Here is a 17,018-nt window from a genome sequence, read left to right on the forward strand (position 1 = left end):
TTACCGCCCACCCCATGCACTGTGTCACCTTCCCAGTCGCCCAGCCGTTCTCGAGTTTCGACCTCAGCAGGACGTTCGGTGATCGACACCCGATTTCGCAACTGTCCCCGCCGGTCGTGGCTTCCATAGCGTTTACGGTAACGCTTTCGACGGTGCCGCAGATGCGTATAAAGCTCGCCTCCGCCCTGTTTGTCGGTGGCAATAAACCGATAAATCCACTCATGACTGACCGCCTGATCTGGTCGCTCTTGCTTGAGCCGATGACAAATCTGCTCTGGGCTCATTCCATGGTTGAGCCATATCGCAAGGTGATGACTCAACCAGGTAACCGGTTTGCAAAACTTCCGAGCCCCGGCGCGCCGGACATCACTTTCATGGGTCGCCGAAACCGCCTCGTAAACATTTTCAGAACGGTTGCGGCGAACCTCACGACTAATCGTCGAAGGGTGCACGCCCACCTGTTTAGCAATATTTGCTTGGCTCTCTTTAGCCCTCAGACCCGCTTCAATCTGGTAACGTTGGCCCTGAGTCAGCTGCCGGTAAGGCGTGGTCATCTGCGCTTGAATCCTTTGGTGTGAGAGCCTGGATTCTACCGGTGGCTGGCTCTCTGCCTCTCGTTTCAAGCGTTGCAGTTATTCTATGAATTCAGGGGGTGTTATCTATAGGTTCGGCAGCGCGATCAGAATAGTTAGTTGAGCCGTGTTGTTAGCCAGCTCATGGGCGTATGCCTTTACATTGCCGAACGGGCGTTGGCCTAACATCTAAAGCAACATTTACTTAAGTTAAACAGAATTATCAGGGTGGCCGCCTGTCATTAAGTTGAGGCCAGGATTATATCGCGATCACGCGACACATTGAGGGATTAAAACGTTATGCGGGTGGTTGCGCCACAGGTTAAAACTGCCCAACAGCCAGTTCAGTTCCTGGACAGTCAGCGCGATGGGCTCGTCGGTGAAGTCGGGCGCGGTTTTGAAACGTTCAGACTCCATGCGCTTGAGGCAAAGACAAAAACCGTTGCACTCCCAGTAAAAGATTTTCACTCGGTTCCGGTGACGATTCAGAAAAACGAAAAGCACAGAGTCCAATACCGCTACTGTGATATCCATCTCGACCAGGACGGCCAAGCCATCGATGGATTTTCTGAAGTCGACCGGTTTGGCGTAGAGGTACATTTTTTGTACCTTCACATCGGGTCCTATCATGGGAAGCTGGCTTCTGAAAAAAGTACTGGAGCACAGCATCGCGGATCAACTCGCGACTTTCAATGTGCGGATGATGGATTAGTTACGTCGTTCCTCGAATGGCATGTTGCTCAATCCCTTGGATGTACACGTCAGATAAGGTGTCAAGCCATTTGTAGCCTCTCCTGCACTGGCGATGTCTCAGTGTGTACCCACTATTGGGAGGTGGGTATAGAACGTCAGGCAAGTGCGTTGCGCTTGGCGATGTCGGCTAACTCCACTAGGGTGCCAATATTGAGTTTGTTCATTACTCGTATTTTGTAGGTGCTGATGGTCTTGTTGCTTAGCGCCATATCGACACCCACCTCTTTATTAGACTTGCCCAAGGCCAGTTGCCTGAGTACCGACATTTCTCGATCAGACAGCCTGTTCAGTAAGTCTAACTCGCTTGCCTGAGCATCGCTGCGTCTCACAGAGTTGAATGCCAGATTAGGGAAATAGTGGTAGCCTGACATCACTGCTCTTATTGCATTGACTAACTCGCCCAAATCACCGGTCTTGCATACATAACCTGCTGCGCCTGCCTGCATGCAGCGTGTAGAATAGAGGCTTGCTGGCTGGGAACTGAGTACTACTATCTTTAATCGAAGACTCAAGGCGCTTAGCCTCATGATGACTTCCAAACCATCAAATTTTGGAATGCTAATGTCGAGAATTACAAGATCAGGTAACTGTTCGCGGACCTGCTGAATCGCATCCACACCATTGTCAACTTCAATGATGTTCTGGAAGCCCTCACGCTCCAACAGAATGCTGACCGCCATGCGTATTAAGGGATAATCGTCAACGATCAATGCCGTTTTCATGTGATTACTCCAAGAGTGTCAGTTGCTGAAAACACTGAGCGCTATTAAAGGGCTTGGTAGTTATGCCGTTTGTAAAAACTGCACATGATATGGTGTGTGGAGGTTTGGCATGTTTTATAGTCATTCTATTATACGTTTTTCTTGGGTTGGTAATGGGTAAGGTGAAGTCTCGCTTTTATTATCATCGGTTTTGCTCTGCTTTTCAGAATTTGAGCAGTGTTGTTGAGTCGATCATAGTGTTTAAGGAGCGAGTCTTGGGGTTGAGAATAAATACAATTGGAATGCGTGGCTATATGTTTCGAAAGAAATACAGAACGAGACCGGCCCAGGTCTAAGATACCTTCATCTGCAGCGATATTTGATGTGGTTTTACCCATCTCGTTTCTTGTGTGGGTCATATTATTACTCGGCTAAAGTCGATATTTGATAATATTTTAAACTGTTTTAGATGCAGGGAGCCTATTGATATCTCGTGAACCCAGAGTGGAGTCCTTGCGTAACATTTTCATCATCATCATTCATTTCGCAGGGTAGCCTTTACGTGTTCTACCATGCAATTGAATAGTTTTTCCGCACAATGGCAGCCACTACTTAATGCCATAATTCGTTGGTTTTATCCAATCGCAGAACGCGACAATAGATAACATTATTATTTAATTGGACAAAAAATAACATTTTAGATGCTTTCTATGTCGTTATGTGTATAAGAATTTGTTTGAAAAGCTGCACCTGTGGGCCAGTAAGTAGAAGGCTTATTGCGGCAAGTAAATTTTCCTGATGTTGTTATCAAATGCTCTTGGCGTTAAAAAGGACGATCCATGATTCGTAAATGTCTTTTTCCTGCTGCCGGTTACGGCACGCGTTTTTTGCCTGCTACTAAGGCGATGTTGCCAATCGTTAACAAGCCGCTTATCCAGTACGCAGTCGAGGAAGCTCGTGATGCGTGTTTGCAGCACATGGCGATTGTGACCGGTCGTGGCAAGCGGGCCCTTGAGGATCATTTTGATATCAGCTACGAGCTAGGGAAACTCTGAAAAAGGTTTCCAAATCTGGTGAAATGTCCTCCATCACATGAGCTGAACGGTTAAGCCCCATGAAGCAGATTTCTTTCGCCGATGCTGAGTACGCAGGTAAACGTAAGCGAACCCGCCGTGAGATTTTCCTGAGCGAGATGGACAAGGTCGTCCCCTGGAAGGGGTTGATCGCCTTGATCGAGCCGCATTATCCAAAAGGCGAAGGGGGCCGGCCGGCGTATCCGTTGATGGCCATGTTGCGGGTACATCTGATGCAGAACTGGTTCGGTTACAGCGACCCGGCCATGGAAGAGTCGCTGTATGAAACAACGATTCTGCGCCAGTTCGCGGGGTTGAACCTGGAACGCATTCCCGACGAAACCACGACTCTCAACTTCCGCCGCTTGCTGGAGAAAAACCATCTCGCCGGGGGCATTCTTGAGGTCATCAATGGCTATCTGGGTGACCGAGGGCTGATGCTTCGTCAAGGCACTATTGTTGACGCCACGATCATTCACGCACCGACCTCGACCAAGAATAAAGAGGGTAAACGAGACCCCGAAATGCACCAGACCAAAAAAGGCAATCAGTACTTTTTTGGGATGAAAGCGCACATCGGAGTCGACGCTGATACGGGCCTGACGCACAGCGTGGTGGGCACGGCAGCCAATGTCGCGGACGTGACCCTAGTCGATCAATTGCTGCATGGAGAAGAGACCCATATCTGTGGCGATGCGGGCTACACCGGGGTGCAAAAGCGCCCTGAACATGAAGGGCGTGAAATGATCTGGTCGATCTCTGCTCGGCCCAGCAGCCGTCGCAAGCATGGGGAGCAAAGCGTCATTGGTCGCGCGCTGCGCAAGATTGAATACGCAAAATCGCAGACGCGAGCCAAGGTTGAGCATCCGTTTCGAGTGATCAAACGCCAGTTTGGTTACACCAAAGTGCGGTTTCGCGGACTGGTAAAAAACACCGCGCAGTTGGTGACACTGTTTGCGCTGTCGAATCTGTGGATGGCGCGCCGACATTTGATGGAGCCTGTAGGACAGGTACGTCCGCAGTATGGAAATTAAGGGTTAACAAGTGCCTGAAAGAGGCTTATTGATCGAAAAAAATTGATATTTCAAAAAAATCAGCGAAGTGCTCTCTTTTTGAGAGCCTGACGCCCGATTTTCCGGAAAGAGGAGGCCTTATTTCAGACCTTCCCTAGAGCATCAGATCCGAGGCACTGACAAGGAGAAATTCTTGGCTGGTACGCGTGAGTTGATCGAAACTTGCACTTTCTCATACACGCGCCAGGTGGAGATGAAGGGGCTTGGCCACGCAATTCTTTGCGGCCGTCCTTTGATTGGCGACGAGCCCTTTGCTGTGGTGTTGGCTGACGATCTTTGTTTGAATTTGGGGGGCGATGGTGTCTTGGCCCAGATGCTCAAGCTGTACAAGCATTTCCGTTGCTCGATCGTGGCGATCCAGGAAGTACCGCACGATCAGACTCATAAATATGGTGTTATTGCCGGCGAAGAGATCCGCGAAGGAATTTATCGTATTGACAGCATGGTCGAGAAGCCAAAGCCGGAAGACGCTCCGTCCAATCTAGCGATCATTGGTCGTTATATTTTGACCCCTGACATCTTTGATTTGATCGCGTATACAGAACCAGGGAAGGGCGGTGAGATTCAGATCACTGATGCTCTTATGAAGCAGGCAAAAAATGGTTGCGTGTTGGCTTATAAGTTTAAAGGTCAACGCTTTGATTGTGGCGGCGCTGAGGGTTTTGTTGAAGCGACTCACTTTTGCTTTGAGCATATATATCCGAAAGGCATCTGATGCGCACAGTTTTCTAAGGTGCCGTTTGTTGAATTGGCATCAGGTTTTGTATTCGTATGAGCGAAGCAGCTATGAGCACAACGGTTTCAAACGAAGACGAACTCAACCACACCATGGGTAATGATTTACAGGGCTGCTTCCACGCACGGTGGTCTTTGTTGGTTGAACGCATTTGGGCGTTTCCGTCACCAGGGGAAATACGCCGTAAGGTTGACGATCCGTCTGTGGTGTTGGCACGTATCAAGGATCTTCACGCTGCGTTGGCGTTGGAGTTGGAAATGGATGGGGCGGAAGGGCTAAGTCTGCTGTTAACTGATTGGCGTTTTAAACTGCGTCTCTCGCCCATCGAACCCGAAATTTGTGTGTGTGTGGAAAGTCGCGGCGATGTCGCGTTGATGCAGGAGAAAACCACCGAACTGCTTGAGCAGATAGACGGGAGAAGGGACTGAGGATGTTGGCACATAACGGAACAGCTGTTGAGATGATTGGCGACGAGAGCCTTACCTCCAGAGCGTGGTATTTGATCCAGTGCAAGGCGAGCCAGGATGAGCGCGCTGAAATAAATCTGACCCGCCAAGGGTATATCTGTTTTCGTCCCAAGCACAGTCGTGAACGCGTTACGCGAGGGCTGCGAAAGGATGTCCGTGAGTCTCTCTTTCCGAGTTATATGTTTATCCAACTAGGCTCTTATGATAACTGGGGGCCACTACGATCTACTCGCGGCGTATCACGGATTGTCAGCTTTGGTGGCAAGCCGCTAGCGGTTCGTGATGCGCTGATTGCCCGGCTTCATGAGCGCGACAGCGAAGCCACAGTGCAGGCGGATTTTACCTACGGTGAGACGGTGCGTATTAGTGATGGGCCCTTTGCCGAGCTGGAGGCAATCTTTTTGGCAATGGATGGGGACGAACGAGTGGTGTTGCTGATGAACGTTCTGCAGCGTGAGCAAAGAGTCTGTCTACCGTTGACAGTTGTGAGTAGACGTTGAGAACACCTCCGAACAGCGGAGCTGACAGGCGTACCTGAGCCGGACTCTATTGATAGGTTAGTGCTCAGTTACTAATTACGTAGTAGCCACGGGACATACCTGTCGTGAGGCTGGGCGTTTTAAAGGAGCTTAAAGTGCGAATCCTCAAAGTAACGCTTGCGCATATTCTTTGTGCGTCCCGTGGGTTTTCTCTCTTATTATGCAGTGTACTTTCAACGCTCTCTTTGATGGTGTTCGTCTGGTGTCTCATGGCATGGGAATATATAAGTGTCTGGCCTGTATTTTTGTCGTTGGGGGGCGCTATAGGCTTTGCAGCGCTGTATCGGTACTACGACATGCTTGTTTTTAGGCTGAGGCCGAAAAGTATGAGATTAACGCTATAGTAAACCTGAAGAGTGGCTCCTTCAAAAAAGCAATATGGTTGATTTTAAACTGCTGTATATATAACTCCATAGTAGGCTTGATTAGAGAATGCAATGTCACAAATGTTGAAGTTTTTTTTACGTGCGTTTGCGTTATTAGTGCTGACGTTTGTTTTGATTGTGGTGAATCATTGGGGTAGGCGAACGACCGCTTCGTTTGGAGTAAATTGGGACGGTGGGGCTCTTCATATCATAGACTTGTCAGTCGTTTTATTACCTGCTCTTATAGTAGATGAGACAGCCTCACATTGTTGATGTGGCACTTCCTAGTCAGTGTGACTGGTTAATTTTTTTAATTTTACCCGTCCTGAATAGGACTCAGAATTTCTTCGAGTACTAGATATGTAGTCGTTGTGTATAATATTCAGTGGTGCCCGGTGGAAATATAACATGGCCCACGTTAAGTTGTAGGACTTTTCGTAAATTACAGCTAGGTTGTGCTTTGATTTTTCGAACGGAAAACCCAGCGCTTGTATCTGAAATTAAGCGAAGTGCCGCATACATTTAAAGCTGTCGGTTGACGCTTGATAATATGATCTCAGACGATTGATGAGCGGGTTCATTATATAATGATTGCTCAGGGGCTTTGAAAAAGTGCTCATATGTACTCAAATATATTGTGATGACCTAGCCGAATTTATCATGAGTCCGACGAGCTTTTTCGATTTCGATTTCGATTATGTGTAAGTTAGTCCTCTGTGAACGGTTTCTTGCCAACATTGAAGCGGTAATGCCTAGGGAGACTACTTTCGCTAGGTATTAACTCTAATATTCCAAAGTTGGCGTCGGTCGACAAGCTTCATTTGCTGGATGCAACACTGCGCACTCACCAGCTGAAAAGCTGGTTTGTACCGAGTGATCCCGCAATGGGAGAGGCGCTTTATGAGAGCACCTCGCGGTGCCAGTATCTACGCATTACGAATCAATACCTTGATGAGATTGTTTTGATAAAACGGTCCGAGTAATTATAATGGCGTTCCCTTATATTGATTTAATAGTGAATAACTACAATTAGGAAATAAACATGTCCCGTCTCGCAGAATTTCGTGCTCTAGAGCAACAGCTTGCACGCCAGATTCAAGATCTGGAAATACTCAAAAACGACCCAGTCCTTCAGAAATCGATCGAGTTTGAAAGCAAACTGAAAAAATTGATGTCGCAGTACAATCAAGATCTTCGTAGTGTTATCGTAATTCTTGATCCAAATGTGTCACTTCGTGCGTCCGCAGATGGCGGTAGTGAGAAAAAGCAACGTAAGGCTAGAGTTCTCAAACGCTACAAGAACCCAGAGTCGGGAGAAGTGATTGAGACAAAAGGTGGTAACCACAAAATTTTGAAACAATGGCAGCAGACGTACGGTACTGAGGCGGTAGAGGGCTGGGCTCAGGAATAGGTAGGCCCTTAGGGAAGAAGTAAGCAACAATTTTAATTTTAACGGCGTCTCCGTTTGAGTGGCAAAAAATATCGACTTAATCGAAAATTAGACCTTTCCTCCTCTCAGTTGTAGAAGTTCAGACTTGATCTGGCGGTTATGGGTTTCCGGTAGTGACTGTCAGGTTAAGTTCAGTTGATATTTTTAGCCCGGCCGTTCTACGCTGGGATCCTTGCTTCGCGTGAAGTAATGTTTCAACTTCTATCCAGCCCATTTTCGGTCGTTCAATGTAATTATCTCTATGCGGGTTCGCATGTGTTCACCGTACCGACTATTTAGTACTCATTCGGCTATGGCTGCCAGAAGGGGGGGCTCTCGCGATTGATAACCTGCCCCCGGTGTCAGGCTAGTTGTCGCCTGAGCTGATTTATCAAAACGATAGATCGGGGGCATAAAAGAGAGCTGTAATGTCGAGCTATTCACCTGAGCGTAAAGCGGCCCTTATCAATAAATTACTGCCGCCTCAAAACATGTCCGTGGCCGCGTTGTCGCGTCAAGAAGGCATCTCTCAAGCCACCCTGTATGCTTGGCGAACCAAGCTCAAAGCAGGAGGCGCAGTGGTGCCCGGAGATAAAAGCAGTGCCGATAACTGGTCGGCTGAAGCCAAGTTCGCAGCTGTGTTGCACACGGCCACGTTGAGCGAGATCGAGCTGAGCGAATACTGTCGCAGCAAGGGTTTGTACCCAGAGCAAGTTAGCGCTTGGCGTCAAGCCTGCATCAGTGGCCAGCTGACAGCCCAGGCACAGCGCCAGGCCGAGCGAGAACAGGCGCGCGCCGACAAAAAACGCATCGCCGAGTTGGAGCGCGAACTGCGGCGCAAGGACAAGGCGCTCGCTGAAACCGCCGCGATTCTGGTGTTGCGAAAAAAGATGAATGCCTTCTGGGGAAACGACAGCGAGGACGTCTGACCTCGCTGCCAGAACGGCAACAACTCGTTGAACGTTTTAACCAAGCCGTTGCTTCTGGTGCGCGCAAATCTATTGCCAGCGCGGAGATCGGGCTGTCGCTGCGCATCCTGCAACGTTGGGCCCTGACACCAGTTATGCAGGCCGATGTGCGCACCACCACATTACGCCCGCGACCGCCCAATGCCCTGAGTGAACAGGAACGTTTCGCTATTTTGGAGGTGTGCAACAGCTCGCCATTCGTCAGCCTGCCGCCCAGCCAGATCGTCCCGATACTGGCCGATCAAGGCCGTTATCTGGCCTCAGAGGCCACCTTTTACCGCGTCCTGAAGGAAGCTGATCAGCAGCACCGACGTGGCCGCAGCCATGCACCGCACAAGCATGCTACGCCGACTACTCACCACGCAACCACAGCCAATAAGGTCTGGTCTTGGGATATCACCTACTTGCCATCGCCAGTGCGTGGGAAGTACTACTACCTGTATTTGATCGAGGACATCTACAGCCGAAAGGCTGTGGGCTGGGAGGTTTACGAGCAAGAATGTGGCGAGCTGGCGAGCTGGCGGCTGAACTGATGCAGCGCACCGTGCTCACCGAACGCTGCGCCGGGCGGCCCTTAGTGCTGCACTCGGACAACGGCGCACCGATGAAATCGGTGACGCTGCTGAGCAAACTTTACGAACTCGGCATCGCCCCATCACGAGGGCGACCACGGGTGAGCAACGATAATCCCTACTCAGAATCGCTGTTTAGAACCCTGAAATATTGCCCGCAATGGCCTACTGGTGGATTTGCAGATTTGGACGCGGCACGCAGCTGGGTGCGCGACTTTATCCGCTGGTACAACCACCAACACCGCCACAGCCGCATCCGCTTCGTGACCCCGGCACAGCGTCATCGAGGCGAGGATCAAGAGATCTTAGCCAAGCGTCATGCGCTGTATCAGCAAGCCCGCAATCAGCATCCACACCGCTGGTCGGGTGCGACACGCAATTGGCAGCCCATCGGTGCTGTCACACTCAATCCGGAAAGGGACTTACCGACACTGAAAATAGCCGCATAAAAACACAGCTGACGCGACAACTACCTTGCAAAACGCCGCCTGCACCTCGCGGTGCATCGTTACATTGTCCAAAGGCGGTCTTGATTCAGTCTTCTAGATTCACCCGGTGACACGGGTGGTTCCCTCCAAGTGGGATCAACTTCTGTAATCGACTTCGTGTCGCACTTCGGAGACGTTGTTGTCGATCGGTAAGCCGCCGGCTTTCACGCGGCCGCGACCCTTGACAACACGCGGTGCAGCTTCCGGGTCGCGCGACATTAGCGCAATAGACTCCGCTTCCTTGTCTGATTCGATCATCATGATCCCTTGAAAAATTATTGGCTCGTTTCATTAGCTTCATCGCCCACGCCAGCAGCCTGAGTCTGGCCTTTCTGATTGTCGCCGTGTTGCTGCTGGGTGTTTCGCTGAGTGGACGTATCTTGAAGGTATGAATCCCTAAGGTTCAGGGCCTTGGTGTCGTTGGCAACGAAGACGCCAACAGATCACAGATCAATACATAGTGCGGAGCTTCCGGGGGCATCTGCGCTGCGAATTCGCCAGACTTCAGCGACAGTTCTTCGAGCGAGGCGCGAGGCCGAGCCGGTCGGCACCACCCAATGCATCGGGTAGGCGGGCCAGTAACGTGTTGCGCACTGAGTCGAAACGCAGCACATCAGTGCTGGACAATAATGTCCTTGGCTGACTAGGGAATAGCAATGAAGTCAGTTTGGAGATTGTAAAAAAGGCAGTAAAGAAAGTGATGTATTGACGCGGACTTTTTTGTTATTGGCGCGACATGATCTTTATTATTACGACACTTTGATTCTTTGGATTAGGCAATAACCGCGATTCCTCACGGATCGTAGCAGGCGCTCTCCATTAGAAAAGGTACTGAATTTCTCTTGCAACCTACTCAGGCACATTTCAAGGCCACGGTAGTGAGCGGGGTCTCGATGGATGCAAAGTATGAGCTCTGCCTTGCTACATACTCGTCGGTCGCTAAGGAGTAGCTGTTTGATTAGCAACGACTCTATGTTTGTGAGCGGGATTTTTTTTCGGTCGTGGACCAAGGTTTGTTGGTCGCAGCTAAACCACCATGCCTCATGATCGGGGTGCTGGATTTTAACGTGATCTATATGGGGTGCGTGAACATAATCAAAGACATATTTCTGCGATGAAATGCTCGGTGCGTGGATAACAGAGCTCGCAGTTATCCTCTGGTTTTGTGTGAGTGATTTAGCGTACTCGGACAAAATCGAAATCTTCAAGTTAGGACCCTCTCTGTGAGAAATGCAGAGGAATAATGGTTTTTTTGTCCATCCAGTAAATTGCAGTGTTGCTTTAAATTTGGATGGATAGTGCTCGTGCTGTCACCCAAACTACCGGGCTATTGTTGTTGAGAGCCTTTGGCAGTGATGACATTTTTTTGATTTCACTTCGGGTTGTGATATGCATCCGTGCACCAGGTGATTAAATGAAAGTCTGTTCAGTTTTAAGGTCGATTCACTAGGTGTTTCAATAGTAAGGTTGTCCATACTTGAATGTTTCTCGTCAGATGATGGATGCCTAGGTTTTTAGTAGTGGTCAGGTGTTTTATGTCTATATAATAATCCCCCGGCACAGTCTATAACCAAAGCCCCGCACGTTTTGAATGGCATTGATGTCGTAGGTGCTTTTTATTTTACTACGCAGCCTGCTGATTTTTTTTTCCAACGCGCGAGGATCATAGAATTTTATATTCAGCTCAAGAACTCTGGCGATATCGTCATGGCTTAGAATGTGCTGTTTTGCACATATCAAAGCGTCCAGGACTTTCATTTCTGTATAAGAGATCTCTAGTTTATTTAAATGTCCGCGCAAGCATAGACATGTTCGGTCTAAAACAAGATGTATTTTCTTTTCCAGTTCAAAGTTATGAAATGCTTTGGAAAGAAAGTTTTCTTTTTCAGTGCGTTCGGCCGGTATTGTAATGCAATGGTCAACACCTGCTATGTAGCAGCTTACCTTTTTAAATGGCTTCGTGTGTGTGATTAATACAATAATACTCACAAGAAAATGCTGGGTACGGATTTTTTTTACGAGTTCTAATCCTTCATTTAAGCATGCAGGTGCGTCGATCTCAATGATGATTGCACTTGCGCTGGCTATGTCGGAAATCTTATCGAGTGGCGTACTGTATTCTAAAACATCTACATGTACAGTTTCCGACACAGTCAACTGCCTTAAGCCTTCTGCCAATGCCTGCGTATGACCAAACGCTACAATCACAGTATTTTTTTGTCCCTTCGAGCACGATGTATAATCCATTTCAACTACCCAAATACTTGAATATGTATGTTTGTCATCTTGCCATATTGGTTCATTCTTAAATTCGACAATTTATAACATTTTTTTATGGGGTATTGTTCTCAGTCTTTGCCATTTCGTATCCCGACGTGCGTCAGAATGCGTAAGCGCGCCTGGCATGATTGCATCGATAGCGGCAGTGCAGTAGCAGCTCTGTGACCTCGCTTGCTCTTAGTACATTTGCATGAGTGCATAGTGAAAATAGACATAAGGAGCATGCCGTAGACTGATACCCACAGAATAAAGCCCACTGGTTAGCGGTTTCGCCTTAGAATCAAGCTGGCAGCATTTCGTCAGGGCGGCTATAGCCCGTGAATCGATCTCATTGTTGGATATCCGGACGTAGTTATTCGCACTCGCCCCTTTTAAGAGTCGTGTGTGAGAGTTTCTTGCATACACTCGATAAGCATCCCCGCAAAAGCCTGCTAGGTGTCCTATGTTGTATTGCTGTGTTGTAGAATAAGCGTTGGTTTCATCAAGTTCGTCGCTTTTCAGCTCAATTTCTGCATGATGGGTGCAGCTTTCTATTGATCATTAACTTTGCCTCCGCCATCCAAGGGTTGGGCAGGGAAAAAGTATGGTCAGTCGCAGAGTGTTTTTCGTCACGGGTCGAAAGCTCTGGCGTAGGTGCCGTCAAGCTATTGAAAAGCTGATTCAGTATTTACGTCGAGATGTGCCTTCATATCGATGACATATCTATTTCCTGTTTCGGTCCGAAAAAAATTCCGAAATAGCTTGATCTACCAATATCCAGGATGTGCACTGATCTGTCGGTACACAGTCAGGTAGGTGCTGCTCGCCATTGCATAGGAATTCAAAACTCTTCTATGGCTAAGGACGGTCTGAAGTACCCACCGATTTTTGATGCCCTCACTACTTGAGGCTCAAAAAATCATAAGTCGGCGAAAATCAGACCTTTCTTGTCCTTAATCCACGGTTCTTTCCTCTAGTCGCGCTGTTTCAGGGCAATTGGCCCGCATTACAGACGCACCTCGCCCATACCCATCAGCCGTTTTCGCACCATCCACAGGTTCGACAAAGCGAACAACGTTGTTTGCTGCGCGATGTTTTTCGACAAACCACGAAAGCGCACTTTCGTATAACCAAACTGGCGCTTGATCACGCGAAACCGATGCTCAACCTTCGCCTGCACCTGCACCTGCACCTGCACCTGCACTTTCGCGTATTCGATCTTGCGTCGCATGCGCCCGATCAGACTCTTTTTTGCGTGCTTTTTATAGCGGCTTGGCCGGGCGGCAATCGACCAGGTCATCTTGCGATCCTGATGCTCGGGACGTTTGTCCACGCCGGTGTAACCGGCGTCGCCACACACTTAAGTTTCCTCACCGTGCAGCAACTGATCGACCTACGTCACGTCCGCCACATTCGCCACCGTGCCCACCAGGCGATGCACTAAACCCGACTCGGCATCAACGCCGATGTGCGCCTTCATCCCGAAAAAATATTGGTTTCCTTTCTTCGTCTGATGCATTTCGGGATCGCGTTTACCCTCTTTGTTCTTGGTCGCACTCGATGCATGAATGATCGTCGCATCGACCACCGTGCCTTGGCGCAGCATCAAACCACGATCACCCAGATAGCCATTGATGACCTGCAAAATCCCGCCTGCCAACTCATGTTTTTCCAACAAGCGGCGGAAGTTGAGGATCGTGGTTTCATCGGGAATCCGATCCAGGTGCAGCCCCGAAAACTGGCGCAGGATCGTGGTCTCGTAGAGTGCTTCTTCCATCGCCGGATTGCTGTAGCCAAACCAGTTCTGCATCAGATGTACCCGCAACATGGCCATCAACGGATACGCCGGCCGGCCCCCTTCGCCTTTTGGATAATGCGGCTCGATCAAGGCGATCAACCCCTTCCAGGGGACGACCTTGTCCATCTCGCTCAGGAAAATCTCACGGCGGGTTCGCTTACGTTTACCTGCGTACTCAGCATCGGCGAAAGAAATCTGCTTCATGGGGCTTAACCGTTCAGCTCATGTGATGGAGGACATTTCACCAGATTTGGAAACCTTTTTCAGAGTTTCCCTAACGACTTATTTTGCAAACAAACATCGCGCCGTAGGCGATATTTTCACTGAAATCAGTCGACACTCAGCCAGAAATATGTGTTTAAGAGCTTTCATGAAGCTAGATGTTCATATGTTAACATGATAGTGAAATGATGGCATAGTGATGTCACTATCTGTACGTTTCAAAAAGCAAAATTCTTGTGCAAGAATATATTTTGTATATGAAGTGTACAGGTTTGTCGTGATATTTTTTTGTTCAAAATCGTTAACATTGGTTCAGGTTTGTTCTAGCCTGAATTCAACACATAAGTGCAACGCTCACCCCCGCATAGACTTCATACGGTGTCTTCCAGCCCAGGCGTTTGCGAGGGCGTAAATTTATCTGCGCGACCACACGGTTTACAGCAGCAACCGTCAGCTTGCTGAAGTCACTGCCTTTGGGAAAATACTGGCGGAGTAAACCGTTGGTATTTTCATTCGTGCCGCGCTGGCAGGACGAATACGGGTCGGCAAAATAGACCTGGCAACGGCTCTTGTTCGCGATGCGCTCATGGCCGGCAAACTCCTTGCCGTTGTCCAGCGTCAACGTATGCACCACATGCCCATTGAACTGTAAATTGATCGCCCGAGTGACTTGGCGGCTATCTGAGCGCTTGACCGGGTAAGCGCTCAGATAGCCGCTTTTACGCTCAACCAGAGTGACCAAATTACCGCCCACCCCATGCACTGTGTCACCTTCCCAGTCGCCCAGCCGTTCTCGAGTTTCGACCTCAGCAGGACGTTCAGTGATCGACACCCGATTTCGCAACTGTCCCCGCCGGTCGTGGCTTCCATAGCGTTTACGGTAACGCTTTCGACGGTGCCGCAGATGCGTATAAAGCTCGCCGCCGCCCTGTTTGTCGGTGGCAATAAACCGATAAATCCACTCATGACTGACCGCCTGATCTGGTCGCTCTTGCTTGAGCCGATGACAAATCTGCTCTGGGCTCATTCCATGGTTGAGCCATATCGCAAGGTGATGACTCAACCAGGTAACCGGTTTGCAAAACTTCCGAGCCCCAGCGCGCCGGACATCACTTTCATGGGTCGCCGAAACCGCCTCGTAAACATTTTCAGAACGGTTGCGGCGAACCTCACGACTAATCGTCGAAGGGTGCACGCCCACCTGTTTAGCAATGTTTGCTTGGCTCTCTTTAGCCCTCAGACCCGCTTCAATCTGGTAACGTTGGCCATGAGTCAGCTGCCGGTAAGGCGTGGTCATCTGCGCTTGAATCCTTTGGTGTGAGAGCCTGGATTCTACCGGTGGCTGGCTCTCTGCCTCTCGTTTCAAGCGTTGCAGTTATTCTATGAATTCAGGTAGTTAAGACTGAAAATGGTTAATGACATGCCAAAGAGTCTCTGTTTTTCATGGGGTTGTCGCATCAGCCGCCTAACGATGCTGCTTGCTGCTCGATTCCCCAATTGTTTTTTCAAGCATAGGCAGACCCCCGGTAGCGACGCATATACTAACGAAAATGTACAGGATGGTTAATCTCGTCAGTAGGGAAGGGCCCGCATCAGTGCTGCGCGTGAACAAAAAAAAGAAAAGTCAGCGAAGGACACACGTGTTAGCCGCAAAGCATGATGGCAGAAGAGTTCGGTCGAGGTACTCGGTCTCGGATAGCGGTTGAAGTTATGAAAAGTGTGTGCGGTTATCGCCCCGTTTCGAAAATGTGGCGGTGCTTTGGCGCTGTTCCAGAATGAAAATCCGCAACCTTTTAGAATCAAGATGCGGCTTCTAAGGGTGTCAGTTCCGGTTAGAGGAACGCTTGTGCTTCGTAAAGAGAAGTGAGGTAGCGCTCGCGCATTCATGCGTGAGGAAAGGAAGGCCAGAAATATTCGATTCCCTAGGGAGGGCATGTATCTCTTTGGTCAAGCCGGGAATGGTACGCCCATTTGCACTCACTCATGAATAAGGCCGATGCGGCTGACGCACACCCACTGACAAGGCGATGCCAAGACCTTTCGTTTCGGTCGGTTTTCCGCTTGGGTGGGACGGGTTCTTCTACAGACCGGCATACCTAAACAGCGTTCGCTCAGTCACAGTTGCCGAACTCGACCATCTATTGGACTGAGCGGTTAATTCATTTATCTAAAGATAACGATATACTGTGCATCCAATGTCATGGATTGGTTATGCACATGGCCCGACCGACTTCCCCCTTCGCTTTAACGTCTTCTGATTTCATCGCCCTGCAAGGTTGGTTGCGTATGAGGACACTGGAACAGAGCCTCGTCCAGCGAGCGCGCATCCTGCTTCTACTGGCTGATGGATTGACGCCCAAGGCCGTCAGCGAGCAGTTGCAGGTCACGCCGCCGACGGTATTCAAGTGGCGAAAACGTTATCTGGAGGCGGGAATCGAAGGGTTGAACGATCTGCCGCGCAGCGGCCAGCCACTCAAACTTGGTCCCGAAAAAATCAACGAAATCCTGACACTGACCACCCGGCGCGTCCCCCAGGAAGCCACTCACTGGAGCGTTCGTTTGATGGCCAAGTATGCGCGGGTTACCACGTGGCAGGTTAGGCAGGTCTGGGCCGCTTCCGACCTCAAACCCCATCGTTTGAAGACCTTCAAAATCAGCAATGATCCTCATTTCGCCGACAAGGTCGTCGACGTGGTCGGGCTCTATCTGAACCCACCGGATAATGCCTTGGTGTTGTCGATTGACGAGAAAACCCAGATCCAGGCGTTGGATCGCACACCGATGCTGCCACTACGCCCAGGTCAAGTTGAACGTCGCACGCATGATTACAAGCGCCATGGTACGGCGAGTCTGTACGCGGCTTTCGACATCATGACCGGCCAAATAATCGGACGGATTACCCAGCGCCATCGAGCCGAGGAGTTTTTGGCTTTTCTGCAACAGATTGACCGCAGCACGCCAGCCGGACTGGATCTGCATGTGATTCTGGATAACAGTTCGACC

13 protein-coding genes and 4 pseudogenes are annotated in these 17,018 nt (G+C 49.5%); 8 read left to right on the top strand and 9 right to left on the bottom strand.

Annotated features, from left to right (window positions below):
- The 3 genes from QN399_RS25690 to QN399_RS25700 form a co-directional block, all read right to left on the bottom strand.
- Positions 1-554 (bottom strand): IS30 family transposase (locus QN399_RS25690; protein ID WP_323569555.1); only part of this gene is annotated, 554 nt, incomplete at its 3' end.
- A gap of 288 nt (positions 555-842) precedes the next feature.
- Positions 843-1,187 (bottom strand): IS66 family insertion sequence element accessory protein TnpB, encoded by a 345-nt coding sequence (gene tnpB, locus QN399_RS25695; RefSeq protein ID WP_322178773.1) that lies wholly within the window; start codon positions 1,185-1,187, stop codon positions 843-845.
- A gap of 233 nt (positions 1,188-1,420) precedes the next feature.
- Positions 1,421-2,047 (bottom strand): response regulator transcription factor, encoded by a 627-nt coding sequence (locus QN399_RS25700; protein ID WP_322178774.1) that lies wholly within the window; start codon positions 2,045-2,047, stop codon positions 1,421-1,423.
- An 818-nt stretch (positions 2,048-2,865) separates the two neighbouring features.
- On the opposite strand from QN399_RS25700, the pseudogene QN399_RS25705 reads away from it, so the two are divergent.
- From QN399_RS25705 to QN399_RS25735, 7 genes and pseudogenes are all read left to right on the top strand, one after another.
- A pseudogene (locus QN399_RS25705) lies at positions 2,866-3,069 on the top strand (NTP transferase domain-containing protein); the annotation flags it as partial.
- Between the two features lie 71 nt (positions 3,070-3,140).
- On the top strand, positions 3,141-4,133 hold the full coding sequence (locus QN399_RS25710; RefSeq protein WP_322178775.1) for an IS5 family transposase: 993 nt from the start codon (positions 3,141-3,143) through the stop codon (positions 4,131-4,133).
- Positions 4,134-4,266: 133 nt separating this feature from the next.
- Positions 4,267-4,887 (top strand): annotated as a pseudogene (locus QN399_RS25715) (sugar phosphate nucleotidyltransferase); the annotation flags it as partial.
- Positions 4,888-4,943: 56 nt separating this feature from the next.
- Positions 4,944-5,336 (top strand): hypothetical protein, encoded by a 393-nt coding sequence (locus QN399_RS25720; RefSeq protein ID WP_322178776.1) that lies wholly within the window; start codon positions 4,944-4,946, stop codon positions 5,334-5,336.
- A 2-nt stretch (positions 5,337-5,338) separates the two neighbouring features.
- Positions 5,339-5,875, top strand: coding sequence for a transcription/translation regulatory transformer protein RfaH (rfaH, locus tag QN399_RS25725; protein WP_322178777.1), 537 nt, complete (start codon positions 5,339-5,341; stop codon positions 5,873-5,875).
- Between the two features lie 1,446 nt (positions 5,876-7,321).
- Positions 7,322-7,690: a histone-like nucleoid-structuring protein, MvaT/MvaU family gene (locus tag QN399_RS25730; RefSeq protein ID WP_322178778.1), complete on the top strand. Its 369-nt coding sequence runs from the start codon at positions 7,322-7,324 to the stop codon at positions 7,688-7,690.
- 446 nt (positions 7,691-8,136) lie between these two features.
- Positions 8,137-9,697 (top strand): annotated as a pseudogene (locus QN399_RS25735) (IS3 family transposase).
- A 135-nt stretch (positions 9,698-9,832) separates the two neighbouring features.
- On the opposite strand, the gene QN399_RS25740 reads toward QN399_RS25735, so the two are convergent.
- The 6 genes and pseudogenes from QN399_RS25740 to QN399_RS25765 form a co-directional block, all read right to left on the bottom strand.
- On the bottom strand, positions 9,833-9,994 hold the full coding sequence (locus QN399_RS25740) for a hypothetical protein (RefSeq protein ID WP_322178779.1): 162 nt from the start codon (positions 9,992-9,994) through the stop codon (positions 9,833-9,835).
- 246 nt (positions 9,995-10,240) lie between these two features.
- Entirely contained in the window at positions 10,241-10,363 is a 123-nt protein-coding gene (locus QN399_RS25745) for a hypothetical protein (RefSeq protein WP_322178780.1), read from the bottom strand.
- 122 nt (positions 10,364-10,485) lie between these two features.
- Positions 10,486-10,944 carry a winged helix-turn-helix domain-containing protein gene (locus tag QN399_RS25750; protein WP_322178781.1) on the bottom strand — a complete coding sequence of 153 codons (459 nt, stop codon included), beginning with the start codon at positions 10,942-10,944 and terminating at the stop codon, positions 10,486-10,488.
- A 331-nt stretch (positions 10,945-11,275) separates the two neighbouring features.
- Positions 11,276-11,983: a winged helix-turn-helix domain-containing protein gene (locus QN399_RS25755; protein ID WP_322178782.1), complete on the bottom strand. Its 708-nt coding sequence runs from the start codon at positions 11,981-11,983 to the stop codon at positions 11,276-11,278.
- Positions 11,984-13,001: 1,018 nt separating this feature from the next.
- Positions 13,002-13,997, bottom strand: a pseudogene (locus tag QN399_RS25760) (IS5 family transposase).
- Between the two features lie 352 nt (positions 13,998-14,349).
- Positions 14,350-15,312 (bottom strand): IS30 family transposase, encoded by a 963-nt coding sequence (locus tag QN399_RS25765; RefSeq protein ID WP_322178783.1) that lies wholly within the window; start codon positions 15,310-15,312, stop codon positions 14,350-14,352.
- A 920-nt stretch (positions 15,313-16,232) separates the two neighbouring features.
- Between QN399_RS25765 and QN399_RS25770 the strand changes: the two genes are divergently transcribed.
- The coding region (locus QN399_RS25770; protein ID WP_323569554.1) for an IS630 family transposase at positions 16,233-17,018 on the top strand (786 nt) is incomplete at its 3' end.

The sequence above is a fragment of the Pseudomonas sp. 10C3 genome (assembly GCF_036346185.1).
Taxonomy (GTDB): Bacteria; Pseudomonadota; Gammaproteobacteria; order Pseudomonadales; family Pseudomonadaceae; genus Aquipseudomonas.